Here is a 21,471-nt window from a genome sequence, read left to right as displayed (position 1 = left end):
GAACCTCTTGTACCGTGGCAGGCCTGCCGGACGACAGGCCTGTTCTGGTGATCACCCAAGTGCTTTAGTGATTTTCTCGAATAGATCGCCTGAAAGGTTATCCAGCCCTTTCAGTGTTTCCAGTGCCTGGCGCATCAACGCCTGGCGGGACGCATCATAGCGTTTCAGGCGAATCAACGGCTCAATCAGGCGTGAAGCAACTTGTGGATTGCGGCTGTTCAGTTCCGTAAGCATTTCCGTCAGGAATGCATAGCCACTGCCATCAGTTGCATGGAAGGCTGCCGGGTTAGCGCTGGTGAATGCGCCAATCAGCGAACGTATACGGTTCGGGTTACTCATACTGAACGAGCGGTGTTGCAATAACCCACGGACATTTTCCAGCACATTATCCGCCGGGCTGGTTGCCTGCAGAATGAACCATTTGTCCATTACCAGGCCATCCTGGTGCCATTTCTCATCGTACTCAGCCATCAGTGATACGTGGCATGGCAGTTGGGCACTGACTGCCGCAGACAATGCCGCCAGCGCATCAGTCATATTATCAGCCTGGTGGTACTGTGCGCTAACCAGCTTATCGGCAAAGTCAGGATCGCTGAACGCCAGGAAATGCAGGCAGGTATTACGCAAGGCACGTTTGCCAATATCGCTATGATCGATACGATAAGCATCAACTTTCATTGCGTTATACACAGCCAGGCATTCATCTGCCAGTTCCACTGCCAGTGCACGGGTTAATGCCTCATGCACCGCAGCGATTGCGCCCGGGTCAATGACCGGGAACAGTTCAGCAATTTCATTTTGTGAAGGCAGTGTCAGAATTTCAGCAGCCAGAGCCGGGTCAATTGACTCATCAAGTAATATGGCACGGAAAGCGTCCACGACATGCAATGGCAGTGACAACGGCTGCGCAGCCTGCTGGCGTGCCACGTTGAGTTTAATGTAAGTAGACAGCAAGCTCTGAGCGGCATCCCAACGTGAGAAATCATTGCGGGCATGGCGCATCAGGAAGGTCAGTTGCTGGTCGCTCCATTTATATTCCAGTTTGACCGGCGCAGAGAATTCGCGCAGCAAGGAAGGTACCGGCTGGAACCAGACATTATCAAATACAAATGTCTGTTTTTCCTGAGTCACGTTCAGTACATGATGAACCGGATTCCCCTGGTATTGCAGCGGAATCACTTTCCCTTCGTTGTCATACAATTCGATATCAAACGGGATATGCAATGGTAGTTTTTCTGCCTGCTCTGCAGTTGGCGGTGTCTGCTGGCTGATGGTCAGGGTATAACGCTCCGTTGCCGGGTCGTAATCGTCCTGCACACTCAGAACCGGTGTTCCTGACTGGCTGTACCAGCGGCGGAAATGTGACAAATCGACATTGGACGCATCTTCCATCGCCTGAACAAAATCGTCGCAGGTTGCCGCACTGCCATCATGGCGCTCAAAGTAAAGCTGCATCCCTTTCTGGAAAGCGGCTTCACCCAGAAGCGTATGCATCATGCGAATGACTTCCGCCCCTTTTTCATACACCGTAAGGGTATAGAAGTTATTCATTTCAATAACTTTATCCGGGCGAATGGGGTGTGACATGGGGCTTGCGTCTTCTGCAAATTGCATTGCCCGCATAGTACGAACATTACTGATACGGTTTACTGCGCGGGAACCCAAATCAGAACTGAACTCCTGATCGCGGAATACAGTGAGCCCTTCTTTGAGGCTTAACTGGAACCAGTCGCGGCAAGTCACACGGTTGCCTGTCCAGTTATGGAAATATTCGTGGCCGATAACGCGCTCAATGTTTAAATAGTCTTTATCGGTTGCTGTCTCTGCGCGAGCCAGAACATATTTGGAGTTAAAGACGTTCAGGCCTTTATTCTCCATCGCGCCCATATTGAAGAAGTCGACAGCCACAACCATGTAGATATCGAGGTCGTATTCCAGGCCAAAACGCTGCTCATCCCACTTCATGCTATTTTTAAGCGATTCCATCGCCCAGTCAGCACGATCAAGATTGCCGCGGTCTACATATAATTCAAGCGCCACATCGCGCCCGGAGCGGGTTTTAAAGGTATCGCGCAGGACATCAAAATCCCCGGCAACCAGCGCAAACAGGTAGCAAGGTTTCGGGAATGGATCCTGCCATTGTACCCAGTGACGCCCACCTTCCAGCTCCCCCTGCCCCATGCGGTTACCATTGGACAGCAGGAAAGGATAGGTTTGTTTGTCGGCAATAATTTTGGTACTGAAACGTGCCAGAACATCCGGCCTGTCAAGATACCAGGTAATGTGGCGAAAGCCTTCGGCCTCACACTGTGTACACAACGCTTCACCAGATTGGTACAACCCTTCCAGCGCAGTATTTTGTGCCGGGTGGATGTCATTGACGATAGTCAGAGTAAACCGGGCAGGCAGATTACTCACAACCAGCGCCCCACTTTCCAGTTGGTAATCCGGCCACGGTTGCCCATCCACATCCAGGGAAACCAGAGTCAAATCCTCACCATCAAGGCGTAACACCGCCCCTTCTTCCCCCTGCCGTTGTACCTGGCTGACCGCTGTAACCCGGGTTTGCCCGGCATCTAATTCAAACGTTAAGTCAATGTCAGTAATGGTATAGTCCGGCGCACGATAATCATGGCGGTATTTGGCTTGTGGCTGTTGTGTCATAAAACACCTTTAAGGCAGTTTGCAGTTATGATGGTTCAGTCTATTCCTGTTGCAGGGTTGTTTCCATGCAGAATCGTCAGCTTTTCAGCATTTAAGGCATGAAAATATACATCCTCATAACATGAGGCACAAAATGCGCTCGACCAGAATTACGAGTTGTGGTGTGATCCTGCTTTAATAAACGGATAATCCAGGTATACTCCTGCATCTTTAGCTGCTGTTAGCCATTAATGGAAACGCTCCTGTGAGAGGATGCTGAAACGCACCATGACACATTTCGCTTCCCCAATTTTGCACTCTCTGCTGGATACTGACGCCTACAAGCTTCATATGCAGCAGGCAGTATTTCATCATTACTATGATGTCGATGTTGCTGCGGAGTTTCGTTGCCGCGGTGATGACCTGCTTGGGATCTATGCCGATGCGATTCGCGAACAAGTCGAGTCAATGCAAGACCTGGCGCTAACCGATGATGAATACCACTGGCTGGCAAGTTTGCCTTTCTTTAAAGACGATTACCTGTCCTGGCTGCGCACTTTCCGTTACGATGCGCGGCAAGTTCTCATCAGCAACAACAACGGTAAGCTGGATATCCGCTTACGTGGGCCCTGGCGTGAAGTTATCATGTGGGAAGTCCCACTATTGGCGGTAATCAGTGAGGTTGTTCACCGCTTCCGCACACCGGATGTCCCTCAGTCGCTCGCACTTGAGCACCTTGAACAGAAACTGGTGGAATTCAACGCGCTTACCGCCTCTCTTGATATGTCTGGCTTTAAGCTGATGGATTTCGGCACGCGGCGCCGTTTTTCCCGCCTGACCCAACAAAGTATTGTTGAGCGGCTGAGCCATGAACCCTGGTTTATTGGCACCAGTAATTACGACCTTGCCCGCAGGCTCACACTGACCCCAATGGGCACCCAGGCACACGAATGGTTCCAGGCACATCAACAAATCAGCCCGGAACTCGCCAGTAGCCAAAAAGCTGCACTGGAAGCCTGGCTGGAAGAGTACCCTGATCAGTTAGGTATTGCCCTGACCGATTGCATTACCATGGATGCTTTTCTGCGTGATTTTGGGCCGGAGTTTGCAGAGCGTTACCAGGGGCTGCGCCATGATTCAGGGGACCCGGTTGAATGGGGTGAAAAAGCCATCGCTCATTATGAGAGCATGGGGATTGACCCACTGACCAAAACGCTGATTTTCTCTGATAACCTTGATTTAACCAGGGCCGTTGAGCTGTACCGCCATTTTATGGCGCGCGTGAAACTCGGTTTTGGTATTGGCACGCGCCTGACCTGCGATATTCCTGGTGTAAAACCACTGAATATCGTGATTAAACTGGTGGAATGTAATGGCAAGCCGGTGGCGAAGTTATCTGACAGCCCGGGCAAGACTATTTGCCATGACAAAGCGTTTGTCAGTGCCCTGCGTAAAGCGTTTGACCTGCCACAGGTGAAAAAAGCCAGCTAAACCGTGGATTTCCTCAGTCAGAAAGGCACCTTTTGGTGCCTTTTTGCTCAACAGAGCAGTTTTATTGCTTCACACCTTCTAATTCTGCTTGTTTGCTGGCGTCCGCCAGGTAACATAGATATCCCCTTTGCGGGATGCAATTTAACCGTTATTGATAACTAACCAGAGAGAACACTATGAGCGTTGTGCCTGTAGCTGACGTACTCCAGGGCCGCGTAAACGTTGACAGCGAAGTCACCGTACGTGGTTGGGTACGTACCCGAAGAGATTCAAAAGCTGGCTTTTCCTTCCTCGCCGTTTATGACGGCTCCTGCTTTGATCCGGTACAGGCCGTCATTAATAATTCTCTGCCCAATTACAATGACGAAGTGCTGCGCCTGACCACCGGTTGTTCTGTTGTAATTACCGGGAAAGTGGTTGCTTCTGCCGGCCAGGGCCAGTCAGTCGAACTGCAGGCTTCCAGTGTGGAAGTAACCGGCTGGGTTGACGACCCGGATACCTACCCGATGGCTGCCAAACGCCACTCTATTGAATACCTGCGTGAAGTTGCCCACCTGCGCCCGCGTACCAACCTGATTGGTGCCGTTGCACGTGTTCGCCATACTCTGGCTCAGGCACTGCATCGCTTCTTCCATGAGCAGGGCTTTTTCTGGGTATCCACTCCGCTGATTACGGCATCAGATACCGAAGGTGCGGGTGAAATGTTCCGGGTATCTACCCTGGATATGGAAAACCTGCCGCGCGATGACAAAGGCAAAATCGATTTCGACCAGGACTTTTTCGGCAAAGAAGCCTTCCTGACCGTTTCAGGGCAGCTTAATGCGGAAACTTACGCCTGCGCGTTATCTAAAGTGTATACCTTCGGCCCAACTTTCCGTGCAGAAAACTCCAACACCAGCCGCCACCTGGCAGAGTTCTGGATGCTGGAACCTGAAGTTGCTTTTGCGAATCTTGATGATGTCGCCGGGCTGGCTGAAGCGATGTTGAAATATGTCTTCAATGCGGTGCTTGAAGAGCGTATGGATGATATGGAATTCTTCGCACAACGTGTGGACAGCGACGCAGTTGAACGCCTGAAACGCTTTGTTGCAGCTGATTTTGCTCAGGTTGATTACACCGATGCGGTTGCCATCCTCGAAAAATGCGGTCATCCGTTTGAAAATCCGGTTTACTGGGGCGTTGATCTGGCGTCTGAACATGAGCGTTACCTCGCTGAACAGCATTTCAAAGCTCCGGTGGTAGTGAAAAACTACCCGAAAGACATCAAGGCATTCTATATGCGGCTTAATGAAGACGGTAAAACCGTGGCCGCCATGGATGTACTGGCACCGGGTATTGGTGAAATTATTGGTGGTTCCCAGCGTGAAGAGCGCCTGGATGTGCTGGATGCCCGTATGGCTGAAATGGGCCTGAATAAAGAAGACTACTGGTGGTACCGCGACCTGCGCCGTTACGGCACCGTACCACACTCTGGCTTCGGCCTGGGCTTTGAGCGCCTGATTGCCTACGTAACCGGCGTGCAGAATGTGCGTGATGTGATTCCGTTCCCACGTACACCGCGTAACGCAAGTTTCTGATGCACGGCTGACGAAAATCTTCGTTATATTTCTACAAAGACCGCACAAGTTGCGGTCTTTTTTTCGCACTCACTGTTAAAAAACCCACCCCCAAAGCGCCCGTAAGGACCTGTGCTGCCGTGTAACCGTTAACCAAATTGTTTCATTGCGCACAATAATTGTGCAATGTAAATCCCCCTGCATATCTACTGCCTGTCTGCATCACGATTGTTTATTTTTCGCCCACAAAAAAGACCGATGGTAATAATGCATAAGCAATTCATATATATAAGTTGGTTATCGTGTGCTCATTCGCCAAAGGATTGCGAAATTTGAAGCACTTCACAAAGTTCCCCAAAATACATAAATTGTTACACATTTTTTCTTCCTGAAACGGTATTGCGACATTTGTAGCACTTTCAGGCTGGCGAAACGGTTACATGGATGGAAAGATGCCTCTCAGACACAGAAAGACACCACACTCATGGCAGAAGTTCCGTAAATTTTTTACAGAGTTTATTGGCAGAGATGACAGGTGTTACAAAAAAACCAATGAGGGTAATAAATAATGATGAAGCGCAATATTCTGGCAGTGGTAATCCCGGCTCTGCTCGTAGCAGGTGCTGCAAACGCAGCTGAAATCTACAACAAAGACGGCAATAAACTGGATCTGTACGGTAAAGTTGTTGGCGAACACGACTTCACCACTACTGGTAACCTGGGTGGTTCTGACAGCAGCAGCGACCAGTCTTATGCTCAGATCGGTTTTAAAGGCGAAACTCAGATCAATGACGTGCTGACTGGTTACGGCCAGTGGGAATACCGTGCCTACGCTAACGCGCCGGAAGGCAGCCAGACTAACAAAACTCGTCTGGCATTCGCTGGTCTGAAAGCAGCTGACTACGGCTCACTGGACTACGGCCGTAACTACGGTATCGCTTATGATGTTGGTTCTTACACCGATATGGCGCCAAGCTACTCTGGTATGACTGTGTACGGTAACCACCAGGACAACTTCATGACCGCCCGTGCTTCTGGCCTGCTGACCTACCGTAACAGCAACTTCTTCGGTCTGGTTGATGGCCTGAACTTTGGTGTTCAGTACCAGGGTAAAAATGAGTTCTCCAACGCTTACCAGTCTAACGGTGATGGCGTAGGTTACTCTCTGGGTTATGACTTCGGTAACGGTATTGGTCTGATCTCTTCTTACACCAACTCCAACCGTACTCTGACTCAACAAGCTGACGGCGAAGGTAAAAAAGCTGAAACCTGGGGTGTTGGTGCTAAATACGATGCTAACAACATCTACCTGGCTGCTACCTACGGTGAAGATCGTAACACCCTGCTGGACGCTAACAAAGATTTCGTAAACAAAGCAACGAACTTTGAAGTTACTGCTCAGTACCAGTTCGACTTCGGTCTGCGCCCGGCAATCTCTTACGTGAAAACTAAAGGGAAAGACCTGGCAGCATCTGGCGACTTCAAAGGTGGCGATGCAGATCTGGCTGAGTTTATCCAGGTTGGCGCAACCTACTACTTCAACAAGAACTTCAACGTGTACGCTGACTACTACGTCAACCTGCTCGACAAAAATGATGCTTACACCAAAGCTGTTGGTGGCATCAACGGTAACGACGACATGGCTGCTGTGGGCGTAACCTACCAGTTCTAATCCCGAACAACATTGTTGTTATGGATATAAAAACAGGGCTTCGGCCCTGTTTTTTTTATTCCTGCCAGCACATCGGCCTGACTTTAGCCGCTGGTCACTCTTTTTATGGCAAACGGTTGGCAATTGCCTTAACTCCCGTTAACCTGATAGCGAAGTTTCCTTCTGTTACCACAATGGAAAAATGTCATGTTTGAGAACATAACTGCCGCGCCTGCTGATCCTATTCTTGGTTTGGCCGATTTGTTTCGTGCTGATGAACGCCCGGGGAAAATTAACCTCGGTATTGGTGTTTATAAAGATGAAACCGGTAAAACCCCTGTTCTGACCAGTGTTAAGAAAGCAGAACATTATTTGCTGGAAAATGAAAGCACCAAGAACTACCTCGGCATTGACGGTATTCCGGAATTTGGCCGCTGTACTCAGGAATTATTGTTTGGCCAGGGAAATGCCATCGTTACCGATAAACGTGCCCGTACAGCCCAAACACCTGGTGGAACAGGGGCACTGCGTGTTGCTGCTGACTTTATTGCTAAAAACACCTCTGCGCCACGTATTTGGGTAAGCAACCCGAGCTGGCCTAACCATAAGAGTGTCTTTAGCGCCGCTGGTCTGGAAGTGTGTGAGTACCAGTATTACGATGCAGCAAACCATTGCCTGGATTTTGGTGGCATGGTCGCCAGCCTGCAACAAGCTCAGGCGGGTGATGTAGTACTGTTCCATGGTTGCTGCCATAACCCAACAGGGATTGACCCGACAGAAGAGCAATGGGCCGAGCTGGCAAAACTGTCGGTTGAAAAAGGCTGGCTGCCTCTGTTTGACTTCGCTTACCAGGGTTTTGCCCGTGGTCTGGAAGAAGATGCTCAAGGCCTGCGTCTTTTCGCAGCCCTGCACAAAGAACTGTTGGTTGCCAGTTCGTACTCCAAAAACTTTGGCTTGTACAATGAACGTGTGGGTGCCTGTACGCTGGTTGCGGCAGACAGCGACAACGCTGACCGGGCTTTCAGCCAGATGAAAATTTGTATCCGTGCCAACTATTCCAACCCGCCAGCTCATGGTGCATCGGTTGTTGCCACTATCCTGAGCAATGAAGCACTGCGTACACTGTGGGAGCAAGAGCTGACTGATATGCGCCAGCGCATTCAGCGTATGCGGCAGTTGTTTGTTAATACGCTACAGGAAAAAGGCGCGGCGGAAGATTTCAGCTTTATCATTCAGCAAAACGGTATGTTCTCTTTCAGTGGTCTGAGTAAAGAACAGGTGCTGAGGCTGCGTGAAGAGTTCGGGATTTACGCTGTGGCTTCAGGGCGTATCAATGTTGCTGGCATGACGCCTGACAATATGGCGCCATTGTGTGAAGCTATTGTGGCTGTGCTTTAACACCTGAACAAACAGTACCTGCTGTTATTGCAGCGTTCAGAACAAAAATACCCGCCAGCAGAGCGGGTATTTTTATATCTGAAGAATAACTTACCAGACTGGCTGTTGATCCTGCAGGAATGGGTTGTGCAGGCGTTCATAACCCAGTGTAGAAAGAGGACCATGGCCGGGAATAAAAGTGACATCATCGCCCAGGGGTAATAGCTTATTTTTGATTGCCGCAATAAGCTGGCTGTGATCACCACGGGGAAAATCACTGCGCCCTACACCACCTTTAAATAGCACATCGCCGGAAATAAGCAGAGCACTGAGCTTGTCATAAAACACCACGTGCCCTGGCGTGTGCCCGGGGCAATGCAGTACCGACAGGCTCACGTTCCCAACAGTGACGGTATCGCCTTCTTCAAGCCACTGGTCTGGCGTTAATGGCTGGCAGTCTTCCAGACCAAACATGCGGCTTTGTGCTGGCAACCCTTCGAGCCAGAATGCATCTTCCTGCTGCGGCCCAATCACGGGCACATTGTAATGAGCAGCCATTTCAGCAGCCGCGCCAACATGGTCAAGATGGCCGTGAGTCAGCAATATTTTTGTTACATTCACACCCTGACGAGTGACATTATCAATAATGACTTGTGCATCACCACCCGGGTCAACCAGAGCGGCTTGCCGGGTTTCTTCACACCAAATTAATGAACAGTTCTGCGCAAATGCGGTCACCGGAATAATGTGATAATTCATAATTCTCCACACCCGGCTGTGCCGGATTTTTACCAGTGCCTGACCGGCCCGGTATCAATATGAACAAAGTTGCTACGAGGATAATATCCTACACCACCTGCCCGCATCGACAAGGCTGCTTTGCGCACATTGCTCAGAGAGAGGCCTTCGATATGGAAATCCATGGCCTGCCCTTTGGTATGATAGCTCTGTTTAGCCACACCTTTACTGTGAGCCCGTAATTCATTATTGGTATCAAGGCTACGATAGCCCGATATAAGCTGTACAGGCTTGCGCGTGCCCAGCAAACCTTGCAAACGATACAACTGGTCGAAAAGTTTTGGGTCAATATCGCGAACGCGGTTAGCACGGTAATCACGGAAGAAATGGTTCAGGCGGGAAAGTTCATCTTTTATATAACGGGAACCATCAAAAAATTCAGCCTTAATGGACTCTCCGGTATTTAAATTATTCAACATCAGGATACGAGGGCGAGGAGTGGATAAAGTCGCAAATGCCTGGCCTGGTAATACGGCCGCGCCCAGCGCTATCCCGCCCAGCGTCAGTAAGCGGCGGCGGTTATGATCTAATTTATTCATCTGGTCGTATTCTGAAGTAAAAAAAGTAAGAAAAAGCCATCTCAGGCGCACTGAGGCACCTTAACTGGCATGTAACGAACAGTCAAGACGGGGTAATCGAGGGAGTAAGCGTAAAAACAGGCCGTTTTTACGCTTCATTACATTTCATACAACCAGAAACTGCTTATTTGCCTGGTAATTAGCGGATCAACTGCTCCGCTTTTGGCAATATTTTGGCTCCCAGAACAGCAGTGTTGTCATAATTGTAAATATCTGTTCGATATTGTGTATGACCATCATCACCCACAAAAGCGGTCAGATAATACAACCGTACCGGGATTTTATGCCGCACAGGTACATACCTTGTATCCCCTACTTTTAACGTTTGGGATATACGTGCATCGTTCCAGCCAGCATCCTGCAGTAACATATTTGCCAGTTCGGAAGCTTTATTCACGCGCACACACCCTGAGCTCAAAGCACGCACATCTCTGTTGAACAGATTGTGATTTGGCGTGTCATGCAAATAAATGGCATCGGTACTCGGCATATTAAATTTATACCGCCCCAGGGAGTTATGATCTCCAGGTTTCTGCTGAAAACGGAATGGCAGGTTAGATGGGGTAATTGTCGCCCAGTCTACCATGAACGGATCAATTACCTCGGCATCGCGGCTCCAGCCACTCAGAACAGTGTAACCGTGGCGGTCAAGATACCCGGGATCATTCCAGACTTTTGGCAGAATATCTTTACGCGCCAGTGTACCGGGCACATTCCATGGCGGGTTGAGTACCACGTTATTCAGCGCACTGCTCATTAACGGTGTTTTCCTGTCCGGGCGCCCCACGATAACCCGAGATGCCAGCACTTCACTGCCACCAGAATAGTAAATCAGTGAGAAGTTAGGAATATTCACCATAATGGCGGTTTCCATTTTGTCCGGCAGCAAACGCAAACGCTGGATATTCAGTGCCAGTAATGCTGCACGCTGAGCGGGTGAAACGTTCAGCCAGTTACGGGTTGCCGGGCCAACCACACCATCGTCTGCCAGACCCTGCCATTTTTGGAAACGCTCAACCTGGGCTACCAGCGCTTTGTCATAAATCTCACTTGCGGGCGCGGCAACGGTTTCGCTTGCTTTACCGCCCGTTGCGTCTGACGTGCTGGCAGGCTCAGTAGCCACACCAACAGGCGCTGCTGACGGGCTGACTACGCCATTGGCGGCAACGGCAGGTTCTGCAGGCGTTGATGCTAATGGCGCCACAATACCTGCCGCACTGTAAAGCTTGTCAACATCACTGATAATCTGGCGTAACACAGCTACATCGGGGCTGCTGTCACCTGGCCGCAGTGTTTTGCTGGTAGTCAATTGAGGCCATTCGGTTACCGAGGCCGAAGAAGAGAGTAGTTTCAGCAATGACTTGTGCATCACAGCATATTGGGGGTGCTGCGGAGCAAGGGAATCAATGAACTCACCGAAAGCGCCATTACGCAACGCGTCCTGCCACTTCGCAACAGCTTTTGCTGGAGGCGGTGCCAGTTTGTACGGTTTTGAACTGTACAGCCACACGTTACCGTTTTTAGGCACACCAGCGACATACTGCAGGTAACCAAACATGGCATCAGATAATACGATATCCCTGGCCATTCCGGTAACCGCAGGATCTGTTAGCCGTTCCACCCACTGGGTGAACTGTGGCTGGATCCCGGCCATTGCCACTTCAGCCAGTTGTTGCTGAAAGGCTTTCACCGCGTCACGGTTATTCCATACTGGCTGCATTTGGTGCAAAGCATATAACCGTGCCAGTTCATCAGGGTAGGCTGGCGAGAACCCGCCTGCCAGTTGTTGCAATGCTGATTTAGCCTGAGCGACTGACTCAGGAGACACAGACACTGCCTGCGTATCAGTGGCGGAAGAGTCATCACCTACCACCTGAGGTACTTCTACCGCATTGGCATCATCGGGGATGATGGCCGGTTCATCCGCCCATAACTGCGCGCTCGTTGTCAGCCCCACAAAAAAATATGCACTTAATACTGACCAACGAAAGATTTGCTTCGTCTTACTTTGCACGTCCCTGCCCCCTTTAATGCTATTTCATCAGGTAAATCAATTAACAACTCCTGGTGATACTTGCCCCAAGTATATAAAGAGACAGGCGGCTTGTCGCCCTGATTTGTAAAGATAGTTAAACAGAGCCCTAATAGCAGCGTTTTTTAATGCATTAAGATAAATCAAAAATATATCAGTCGGCAGATATACCGTACTGGTGTTCTGCATATGAAACAAAAAACGGGCCGCAGCCCGTTGTTTGTTTGGTATTTAATCAGGAGGCATCGGATGCTGCCGGAGCTGCATCCTGGCTGGCTTCCGGTAATGGCGGAGCAAAACCGCGCAGCCCAACCACATGCACATGTTCGCCCTGAGCAGTCACTTTACGCATCAGTTTATAGGTGGTGCCTTTTTCCGGGCTGATATTTTCCGGTGCAGCAATAATAAGCTGCATTTCAAGGCGTTCACACAATTCAAACAGAGTCGCAATTGACTTCGCATCCAGACGTGCTGCTTCATCAAGGAACAACAACCGGCAAGGTGAAATATCTTTCCCACGCAGGCGGCGTGACTCATCTTCCCAGCTCTGAACCACCATCACAAGGATGGACATCCCGGTACCAATTGCTTCACCCGTTGACAGTGCACCACTTTCCGCACGCAGCCAGCCGTCAGAGCCACGGTTAACTTCCACTTCCATATCGAGATAGTTACGGTAATCCAGCAACTCTTCACCAATGGTTTGCGGTGTGCGTTGCCCCATGTCTATTTGCGGGTTAAGGCGCTGATAGAGTTTTGCCAGAGCTTCAGAGAAGGTCAGGCGCTGGCTGTTAAACAGATCCTGGTGTTGCTCATGCTGCTCGGAAAGCACATCCAGCAGTGTGGCATGTGCTTCACGGATATTCACATTAAGCCGAACGCTGTTAACCTGACCGAAAGAGACACTCTGCAGCCCCTGGTTAAGCATACGAATACGGTTCTGCTCACGCTGAATCGTCTTGCGAATAATGTTAGCCACACTACGAGAACTGATTGCCAGTTTCTGCTCACGGGAGGTCAGTTCCTCTGTCAGCCTGCTCAGCTCAATTTCCATTTGTTCAATGGCTTCGACCGGGTCATCAGTGCGAATAATATCCTGACGGATACGCTCACGCAGGTGCTGGTACACCGCCACAAAGAACTGGATCTTGCGTTCCGGGCGCTTCGGATCTTCTGACAGGCGCAACACATCCCGCAGGTGTTCGTTATCGGCTACCGCCTGGCGCAATGCCCCCAGTGCTTTATCCGACATTGAACGCAATTCGTCACCACTCAAATAAGCCAGTTCACGACGATGTAACCGGCGTTCAACACCGTTTTCTTTCACCAAGCGCATCACCGCACACCAGCCTGCTTTCGCAGTCACGACCTGTTCACGAATCTCATGGTAACTGCGCTCCAGGCGGCGTAACGCCCGGGTCAGGTTATCCATTTCGGCTTCACAGAAAGTCAGTTGTTTTTCCAACTGATTACGGCGTGAACGGTTGCCAGACAACTGGTTATGCAATTCATCACGGCGAGTTCGGGCACGCTCTTCTGCACCGGCATCTGCCCTGACACCGATGTCCTGAAGTTCTTTATGGAGATCACTCAGCAGTTCATTTTTGGTTTCCCATGAACTTTTCAGTGACGCCAGAACCTGGTGGTACTGATTAAGCTGTGCGCCATGGCTGCGTAACGCTTCACGGCTACGGCTGCGTTCAGATTCTGCCTGCTCGAGGCGCTGGCGCAATTTTTCATTTAAGTCGGAATTGCCACTGAGGATTTCAACGGCATCAGAGTAACTAAAGTGAGCCCGACGTTGCACCACCTCTGCCAGAGCAAAGGCTTGCTGGCGTGCTTCTGTTTGAGTGCGTTTGGCGTTCTCGTAGTCGCTCTTCAGTTGCTCAAATTGTTCAGGGTCACTTTGCAGTACGCTGGCAACAGGTTCCAGGCGTGCCAGTTGGCTGCCATGTTGCTGTAAATAGCGGGCGGCCTCCTGTGCTTCGTCAACTTGCGCCTGAATCTCTTCAACACGGTCAGCGAGGGTTTCATCACCTAACAGGTTAGCCCGGGGTAACAAGCGGTTAAGCAGTGCGACACCTTCGCGCGCCTGTTCATACTGGTTTTTTTGCTGCTGGTTGTCACTCTCATGCTGCGACAGGGTGCGTTCAATTTCGCTGCGGCGCGTATTCAACTGGCGAATAGCGGCTTCCGGGTCGTCATCAAACGCAACCGATAAATGCTGGCCGATAAACCGGCTGAATGCCTGATGCAGGCGCTGCGTTTTCTGCACATCAAAAGAGAGTGTGGCGAATTTTTCGGCCAGTTCTTCACGTTCCGCATGCAGACTTTCAATACGGCTTTCACGTGCAGCGCGGCCAAACAACGGCACAGAAGGAAAGCGAGAATAGCGCCACTGGCGGTCGGCAATTTTCACCACCACCGCTTTTTCCAGCTCTTCGACACTGAAGACGCTGTCGTCAAATGACTGTGGGTCACCTTCAATCAGGTACAAATCTTCCGGGCAGTCTTCAAGGCCATCCAGATATTCACGTACCCGCGATAATTCTGGTACCACAATGGCATGACGGGAAGGCCCGTAAAGCGCAGAGAAGTAAGGGGCGTCGTCCAGCCCTACATCATCATAAATCTCTGAAAGCAATACGCCGCCAAAACGCTCAGCCAGAGCATTAAGGCGCGCGTCTTCAGCACCACCTGGCTGGCTCAGACGTTCGATTTCGTCATCTACTGCCTGTTTGCGAGCGGAAACAGAATCACGTTCAACGATGTTTTCCCGTTCACGTTCCAGCAGTTGCTGAAGGTGCTCAGTTATCTCCTGGCCGGAAGTAAATTCTTCCCCGCTTTGTTCGGATAACTGGTTCAGGCTGCTTTGTGCGGCGAGCCACACTGGCGCTCGCTGCGTCAATAACTGGATTTTCTGCTGGAGTTGTTCATGCTCCTGGCGCAGAGAAGAACGCTCTTCACTGGCCTGAGATACACGCTCAGACAAACTGGCAATTTTGGCTTCGAATTCTTCCTGCCAGGTTTCCAGTTCTTCCGGTAACACCTCTCGCCCTTGCTGGCGGCTGAATTCTGCCAGCAGGCGTTCAGCATCCTGCTGTTCACGCAGGCGCTGTTCCAGTTCAGACAACCGCATACGCAGTGCCGGAACTTGCTCGGCCTGGTGGCGCTGGTCTGCAGCGTCACGCAATAAATCACGGGCAACCTGCCAGGCATCACTACGGCTCACCGGCCCGCTAATAGCACAAACCAGTTTCCAGGCTTCTTCAAACTGCGCATGCGCCGTTTGTGAAACGCGCATTTTCTGCTCCAGAGAGAGCAGCGTTTCAGTTCCTTCCTGCTCTTTAGCCTGGAAGGTATCAAGCCATTCATCCGCGCTGTCGACGGTTAAATCAGGCAGACTGCACAGTTCACGGGCACGGTTCAGGGCCTGCAACGCCTGTTGATACTGCAAAGCACGAGTTTGCTGAACATCAAGCGCTTGCTGGTAATCGGCCAGCTGGTTTTTGAGTTCATCCACCTCCAGCTCTGCTGCTTCGGCCCGCGCTTCGTGCTCCTCATGCAGATCCTGAGCTTCGGCCACCACCTCGTTTTGTTCTTCCAGGCGAATTTGCAGCTCTTCGAGATCTGCCTCATAACGCTCAATTTTCTCTTGCTGGCGTAATGCGGTCTGCACCAGATTCAGGTGATCACTTGCCGCCTGGTAATCTGCTTCCAGATCCCCTTCAGCCCCTGCCTGCTCTGCCAGTTCACGTGCCATTTCTACATGACGATACTGCTCGGTTGCCAGTTGTTTACGGCTGGTGAATAACTCCTGGCGTGTGGCTAAAGCCTGGTCAAGGTGAATGCGACGCTCATTGGCATGGCGCATATAATCCGCAGCCACGTAATCTGTCGCTTCGGAAATTAAGTGCTTAAACAAATCACGGTCAGACTGCGTTACCCGAATAGCTTCCAGCGTCATACGGTTTTCGCGCAAAGCGGCTTCCATATCCTGAAATGCTTTACGTACCCCGCTGTTTTCCGGCAACAGGTAATCACGCAATGAACGAGTAATAGCGCTGGAGATCCCACCGTAGAGTGAGGCCTCAATCAGGCGATAATATTTGCTACGGTCAGAGGCAGAGCGCAGGCGGCGCGCCACAACGCCCAAGTCAAACATGAGTGCATGGTAATCGGTAATGGAGCTGAATTGCCTGAACTGCACCCCTTCCATGGCTTCGGTTTTTTCTTTCAGTTCCTGCAAAGTCAGCACCCTGGCCTGGCGGGCATTAAGCGCCTCAGTCACCAGTTGAGTTGGCTGAACGGCCATTGGCAGGCCCTGAATGGCAAAAGGTTTGATGTCAACTTTGCGATCGCGCCCGGCAACCTGCTGCAAACGTACCCCCACCAGCACACGCTGATGACGCGAGTTGACAACATCCAGAAAGGAGTAGCAGACGCCAGCTTTGAGTTTACCGTGCAGGCCTTTATCACGAGAACCTGATGTCGCACCAGCTTCGGTTGTATTACGAAAATGCAGCAGTGTCAGGTCAGGGATAAGCGCCGTGACAAAAGCTGCCATCGTGGTTGATTTCCCGGCACCGTTCCCCCCAGAAAGCGTAGTAACCAGCTCATCCAGGTCAAAGGTTCTGGCAAAGAAACCATTCCAGTTAATCAGTGTTAGCGAACGAAACTTCCCGCGTTCAATCATTCCTGTTCATCCTCCGCTGTATCCTGATTATTATTGTCTTCCTGTTCATCATTAAGCTGCAGGCTCTGCTCTACTGGCATAGCCTCTCCGTCGCGAATCATGCGCAATTGTGCTTCGCGCGCATCATCGCCGGCACGGACATCGGCACCAAAGCGGAAAACAGACTCAGATATACGGAATTTGCTGCTGTCATGGCCGAGGAACCAAATCATTCCCAGCCTTCTCAGGCGGTTGAGCGAGGAGCGCACTTTTTCCTGCAGCTTCTGGCGATCCAGGTCGGAGCCGGTAGAACGGTTGTTCACCAGCTTCAGTAATTTGCTTTCATCTGCCAGTGACAGAAGCTCGTCGTACAGTTCCTGTTGGGTAAAAATCCCTTCATTCGCCAGGCGCTCCGGGCTCAAATAAAGGTAACAGAGGATTTTCCCTACCATCATGTCCAGCTCGGAAAGCACGGAGCGAGGTATAAGGGTTGTTGACCGGGGGCGGAGATAAAAGAAACCTTCAGGGGCACGAATAAGCTCTACGTTATAACGAATGTAGAACAGTTCAAGTTCTTCCTGAAAATCCATTAAAAAGGCGTGATTATCCAGTTCATCAAGACCAATATGACGGCCAGAACGTAATTGGCTGTCAAGGGCCGGGAACAGTGGGTTGGCAATCGCCTGCGCCAGTTTTACCGGCATTGTTTGTTCAATATTTGTTGATGACATGCGCCTGTACCCTGGCTCCGTAATCATTAATAAGTTGCCACTGAGCGGGAAGCCCAGTGAAATCCGCTTCTGCTATACCCAGCCGTACAGCCTGGTCGACCACGATACGGGCGACATCAAAATGCCGCGCCCGCGGATATTGCGCCAAATATTCACGCATCACCACGCCGAGATCCAGTGGAAGATTTCTGGTTTTGTAGACCTGCAGGGACTGCTCAATCATCGCGGCCAGTTGCTCACGTATTTCATTAAACTCTTCAAACTCAAGGTCAACGGGTAATTCCCCCATGACCTCGTCATCCCGCAAGGACATCTCCTCATCACGCATATCGAATAAACGGTCTGCGTTGGCGTAAGTCAGCGCCCAGGGTGCATCGAAGTAATTTTGTACCGACTGGCGCAAACGCTGGGCAAACACCCGGTTTTTATCCATATCGATAGCTGTACGAATAAATTTATGGATATGACGGTCATAGCCTATCCATAAATCAATCGCCTGTTGACCCCAGCTGACGATACGGTCCAGCTTGCTCTGTAAATCGAAGATTAAGCGTTCGATAAAACCCAGGTCATCCTGCCCAAGAATGGCATCCTGGATCTGCAGCAAATTCGCCTGTAGTTTATCGCCCGCAGCTTCCAGCGTATCCTGCAATTCCCGTAACGTACCGGATGTTTCAGACAACAGCAGCTCACAACTGGAAATTGCTGCGCGCCAGTCCTTGTTCAGCAACTGAGCGATGTCATCTTTCACCTGCTGTTGTTGCTCATCCATAATGCGCTGGGTTAAATCAATGCTGTCGAAAATTTCCGCCACAGAGTATTTCAGTGGCGCAAACACATTACGGTGCCAGTGGAACTCGTCGCCACCTTCATCTGCAGCATCAGCCGCACGTTTGAGCTCCCCGGCAACAATGGACAATTGCATAGACAACCGCAACGTAGAAAACTCACGCTGGCGGATATAATAATCGGTAATGCCTATCCCCAGGGGCGTCAGGCGGTAGATGGCATTGCCTTCTGCCTGCTCGCTGGTAAAGCGGTTGATTAAGCGCTGGCGGACCATATCATTAATGGCATTGTTTGCGCGCATGACGACGGTTTCACTGGCCTGCTCAAAAGCTTCGCTCACATAACGAAACGCATCAACCAGCTCACCTTCACTCATTTCTCCTTCCAGCCGCTCGCCATTGAGTGTGGCGACAGCCAGCAAAAAAGCCAGCCTGTCGACAGGCAGTGAAATTGAAAAGTCATTCTTTCTGGCCCAGGCAACCAGTTCAGGTACTGTCTGGGAAAATTCACTCATAGTTTATCCTTGGCTTTCTAGCTTTTGTGCCGTCACATGAATATACCGCCCAAGGCTCACCCAGGGCTCCTGACGACAAAAGCGAGTTTCCAGCTCCAGCAGTTCTTCAAAACAGTCTTGCTGCTGGTGTTTTTCCCGCAAGTAATCATGAAATACCCGCACACCGGTTTTACGGGTAATTCTCCAGCCAATTTGCTCCAGCCAGAGGTAAACGTTCTCTGGCTTTAATGGGTGATCCGGCGAAAGTGTGCGCTTTTTACGTTTTGGCATACCCGCCGCCACATAGGCAAAATTACCAGCGACCATGTTATGCATCAGTAAACCATTAGCGTTATAAAACATCAGCGAAAGCACCCCGCCAGGAGCCAGGCATTCCCACAGTTTCGCCAGAACCTGTTCGGGTTCATCTATCCATTCAAGAACAGCATGAAACAATATCAGATCAACCGGGGAATCCAAATGTTCGCGCACCTGTTGCACCGCGGATTGTACAAAATGCATGTTACCGCTCACACCTTGCTCCAGAGCAAGTGCCTGAGCCCGGCTAATCATTTCACCGGAAAGGTCGCACAACAGCACTTCATGGCCCATTGCTGCCAGTTTACAGGCTGTTTGCCCTAATCCACCGCCCGCGTCCAGTATGCGCAATTTGCGCGTGCCAAATCCTTGCAGAATGCAGTCCAGATCCTGCCAAAGAATCGCCTGCCGCAAGCGGCCTTTACTGGTGCCGTAGATGTTGCGTGAGAATTTCTCCGCGATGTCATCGAAGTTACGATCTGACACGAACTCACTTCCTCCCGGTAAACGGGCAAATGGCAAAACCCTTATTTTGTCACAGCTACAAGGATATTGAAGCTCTCTGGTGTAAGATCATTCCTGATCAACGGTTATATGGTCAAAAAGGATGCAGAATAATGCTTTTTACCCTTAAAAAATTCATTGGCGGCATGTTGTTACCCCTGCCGCTGGTTCTTTGCTTAATGGCACTGTCACTCATTTTGCTGTGGTTCACCCGTTGGCAAAAAGCAGGAAAGGTCATCATGACTGTGGGTTGGGCAGGGTTATTGTTACTGAGCCTGCAACCAGTAGCAGACCGGTTATTGCGCCCTCTGGAAACCACCTGGCCGACGTGGCAAGGCCCGGTAAACGTCCAGTACATTGTGGTGCTTGGTGGGGGTTATACCTGGGACCCGAAGTGGGCACCCAGTTCGAATCTGATTAATAACAGCCTGCCAAGGGTAACTGAAGGAGTCAGGTTGTGGTTAAAAAACCCACAGGCGACGCTGATATTTACCGGAGCGCCCGCGCAAGGAAACCCGGTGAGCACAGCAGAAGCAGGCGCTCGTGTTGCCCAAAGCCTGGGTGTGCCACGCAGCCATATTATGACGCTGGGCCAACCGAAAGATACTCAAGAGGAAGCGGCGGCAGTGAAAAAGGCTATCGGCCAACAGCCTTTTATTTTGATAAGCTCGGCATCACACCTGCCACGAGCCGTGATTTTCTTTCACCAGCAAGGGCTCAATCCACAACCCGCACCAGCTAACCAAATGGCTATCAGCGCAGACCTGAACCCGTGGGAGAAAATCATTCCATCGCCATTATGGTTGATGCACAGCGATCGTGCCGCCTATGAAAGTTTAGGCCGCATCTGGCAATGGCTTAAGTTTTCAGGTCACCCAGGGCAATAGTTCTTTACGGGCTTTATCAAAAGCTACCCGGTTCATACGGCCAGTGCTGAGTAACTGGCTGACTTCATCCCACAGAACATACAACCAGCGGCGCCACAGAAAGGCCTCGTCCACCGGGGCCTTTTGCTGGTAATGCCAGAATAAACTTTCCGACAGCCCGGATTCATTGAGGCGGAATAACTCAAACTCACGCGGTGCCCACAGCATGATGCCAGGATTAAGAATCGCCAGTAGCTGGTCCGTTCTTGAATCTTTCAGCATACTGCGCAACGTGAAATTGCCATGCACCAGCACACAGTTATCAGTAAAGCCAGCAAACAGCCCGGGTAAATTTTCTTTGGTGCGCAGTAGAATTGCTTTGTCCTGCATACTCAGGCCGGTATTGGTAAACTGATTCAGTGTGCTCCATAGCACTTCAATACGCTGGCGATACCAGGAAGGCCAGTGGTTTTCCTGGGTGTTATCTACCGTACCGACACAACCCCGGCTGTCCTGCCGGTGCCACGCCAGTAGTCCTTCAACAATTTGGTCTTTTAACTGCGCCCAGCGCTCTGGTGTGCGGGTAGGCGCTTCAACTGGCATTCCCCTTAACCGCTCCATCAGGAGAACATCCGGGCCAGGTTGTTCTTCGTGAGAAATGATACCGTAAACCACAGGCATGCGAACCGTACCTGTGCGGGCTAACAAAGAGATTTTACTTGCCATCTGCGCAGCCATCCCCGGCGAGCTGTAACTTTTCGCCAGCAACGGCAAGGCATTGCCAGAGCTGTCGTAAAGTGACCACAGAGCGGTATCTGGCTTTTCACTGATACATTCAATGCGACTTAACCGTTCACCTAACAGATGGCTTAATTCTGCACGTAATTGCTGCATATTGACTTGCCCATTGAAAAACCACTGTAGTAATAATGAGCGCCACAAACAGGGATGTCACTTTTCCAGATCAAT

Annotated in this window: 14 protein-coding genes; 5 read left to right on the top strand and 9 right to left on the bottom strand. The window is 50.7% G+C overall.

Going from position 1 to position 21,471, the window contains the following annotated elements:
* Positions 1-51: 51 nt before the first annotated feature.
* Positions 52-2,664, bottom strand: a complete 2,613-nt coding sequence (gene pepN, locus DT73_RS09905) for an aminopeptidase N (RefSeq protein WP_036107820.1) — start codon at positions 2,662-2,664, stop codon at positions 52-54.
* Between the two features lie 267 nt (positions 2,665-2,931).
* Here pepN and pncB point away from each other — a divergent pair, with 267 nt between their 5' ends.
* The 4 genes from pncB (at position 2,932) to DT73_RS09885 (ending at position 8,739) form a co-directional block, all read left to right on the top strand.
* A complete protein-coding gene (gene pncB, locus DT73_RS09900; protein ID WP_036108729.1) occupies positions 2,932-4,134 on the top strand; it encodes a nicotinate phosphoribosyltransferase in 1,203 nt (400 codons plus the stop codon).
* A gap of 176 nt (positions 4,135-4,310) precedes the next feature.
* Positions 4,311-5,711, top strand: coding sequence for an asparagine--tRNA ligase (asnS, locus tag DT73_RS09895; RefSeq protein ID WP_036107817.1), 1,401 nt, complete (start codon positions 4,311-4,313; stop codon positions 5,709-5,711).
* A gap of 547 nt (positions 5,712-6,258) precedes the next feature.
* Positions 6,259-7,362 carry a porin gene (locus DT73_RS09890; protein WP_036107814.1) on the top strand — a complete coding sequence of 368 codons (1,104 nt, stop codon included), beginning with the start codon at positions 6,259-6,261 and terminating at the stop codon, positions 7,360-7,362.
* 186 nt (positions 7,363-7,548) lie between these two features.
* Entirely contained in the window at positions 7,549-8,739 is a 1,191-nt protein-coding gene (locus DT73_RS09885; protein ID WP_036107812.1) for an amino acid aminotransferase, read from the top strand.
* Positions 8,740-8,829: 90 nt separating this feature from the next.
* Here the strand turns inward: DT73_RS09885 and DT73_RS09880 are convergent, their stop codons facing one another.
* The 7 genes from DT73_RS09880 to cmoM form a co-directional block, all read right to left on the bottom strand.
* Complete coding sequence (locus tag DT73_RS09880) at positions 8,830-9,477, bottom strand: MBL fold metallo-hydrolase (protein ID WP_036107809.1); 648 nt, start codon at positions 9,475-9,477, stop codon at positions 8,830-8,832.
* 29 nt (positions 9,478-9,506) lie between these two features.
* Complete coding sequence (locus DT73_RS09875) at positions 9,507-10,055, bottom strand: YcbK family protein (RefSeq protein WP_036107806.1); 549 nt, start codon at positions 10,053-10,055, stop codon at positions 9,507-9,509.
* Between the two features lie 178 nt (positions 10,056-10,233).
* Positions 10,234-12,051 carry a L,D-transpeptidase gene (gene ldtD / locus DT73_RS09870; protein ID WP_235234487.1) on the bottom strand — a complete coding sequence of 606 codons (1,818 nt, stop codon included), beginning with the start codon at positions 12,049-12,051 and terminating at the stop codon, positions 10,234-10,236.
* Between the two features lie 310 nt (positions 12,052-12,361).
* On the bottom strand, positions 12,362-16,822 hold the full coding sequence (mukB, locus tag DT73_RS09865; protein ID WP_036107803.1) for a chromosome partition protein MukB: 4,461 nt from the start codon (positions 16,820-16,822) through the stop codon (positions 12,362-12,364).
* Positions 16,819-17,532, bottom strand: coding sequence for a chromosome partition protein MukE (mukE, locus tag DT73_RS09860; protein WP_072006933.1), 714 nt, complete (start codon positions 17,530-17,532; stop codon positions 16,819-16,821). The genes mukB and mukE overlap by 4 nt, the downstream gene beginning before the upstream one ends.
* Positions 17,513-18,835, bottom strand: coding sequence for a chromosome partition protein MukF (mukF, locus tag DT73_RS09855; RefSeq protein ID WP_036107800.1), 1,323 nt, complete (start codon positions 18,833-18,835; stop codon positions 17,513-17,515). The genes mukE and mukF overlap by 20 nt, the downstream gene beginning before the upstream one ends.
* A 3-nt stretch (positions 18,836-18,838) precedes the next feature.
* Positions 18,839-19,618 carry a tRNA uridine 5-oxyacetic acid(34) methyltransferase CmoM gene (cmoM, locus tag DT73_RS09850; RefSeq protein WP_036107797.1) on the bottom strand — a complete coding sequence of 260 codons (780 nt, stop codon included), beginning with the start codon at positions 19,616-19,618 and terminating at the stop codon, positions 18,839-18,841.
* 131 nt (positions 19,619-19,749) lie between these two features.
* On the opposite strand from cmoM, the gene elyC reads away from it, so the two are divergent.
* Positions 19,750-20,523, top strand: a complete 774-nt coding sequence (elyC, locus tag DT73_RS09845; RefSeq protein WP_036107795.1) for an envelope biogenesis factor ElyC — start codon at positions 19,750-19,752, stop codon at positions 20,521-20,523.
* On the opposite strand, the gene DT73_RS09840 is transcribed toward elyC, so the two are convergent.
* Positions 20,503-21,396 (bottom strand): YcbJ family phosphotransferase, encoded by an 894-nt coding sequence (locus DT73_RS09840; RefSeq protein WP_036108718.1) that lies wholly within the window; start codon positions 21,394-21,396, stop codon positions 20,503-20,505. The two genes, elyC and DT73_RS09840, sit on opposite strands and share 21 nt — an antisense overlap.
* Positions 21,397-21,471: the final 75 nt, after the last annotated feature.

The sequence above is a fragment of the Mangrovibacter sp. MFB070 genome, from assembly GCF_000705335.1.
Lineage (GTDB): Bacteria > Pseudomonadota > Gammaproteobacteria > Enterobacterales > Enterobacteriaceae > Mangrovibacter > Mangrovibacter plantisponsor.
This window is presented reverse-complemented; position numbering and strand designations above follow the sequence as displayed.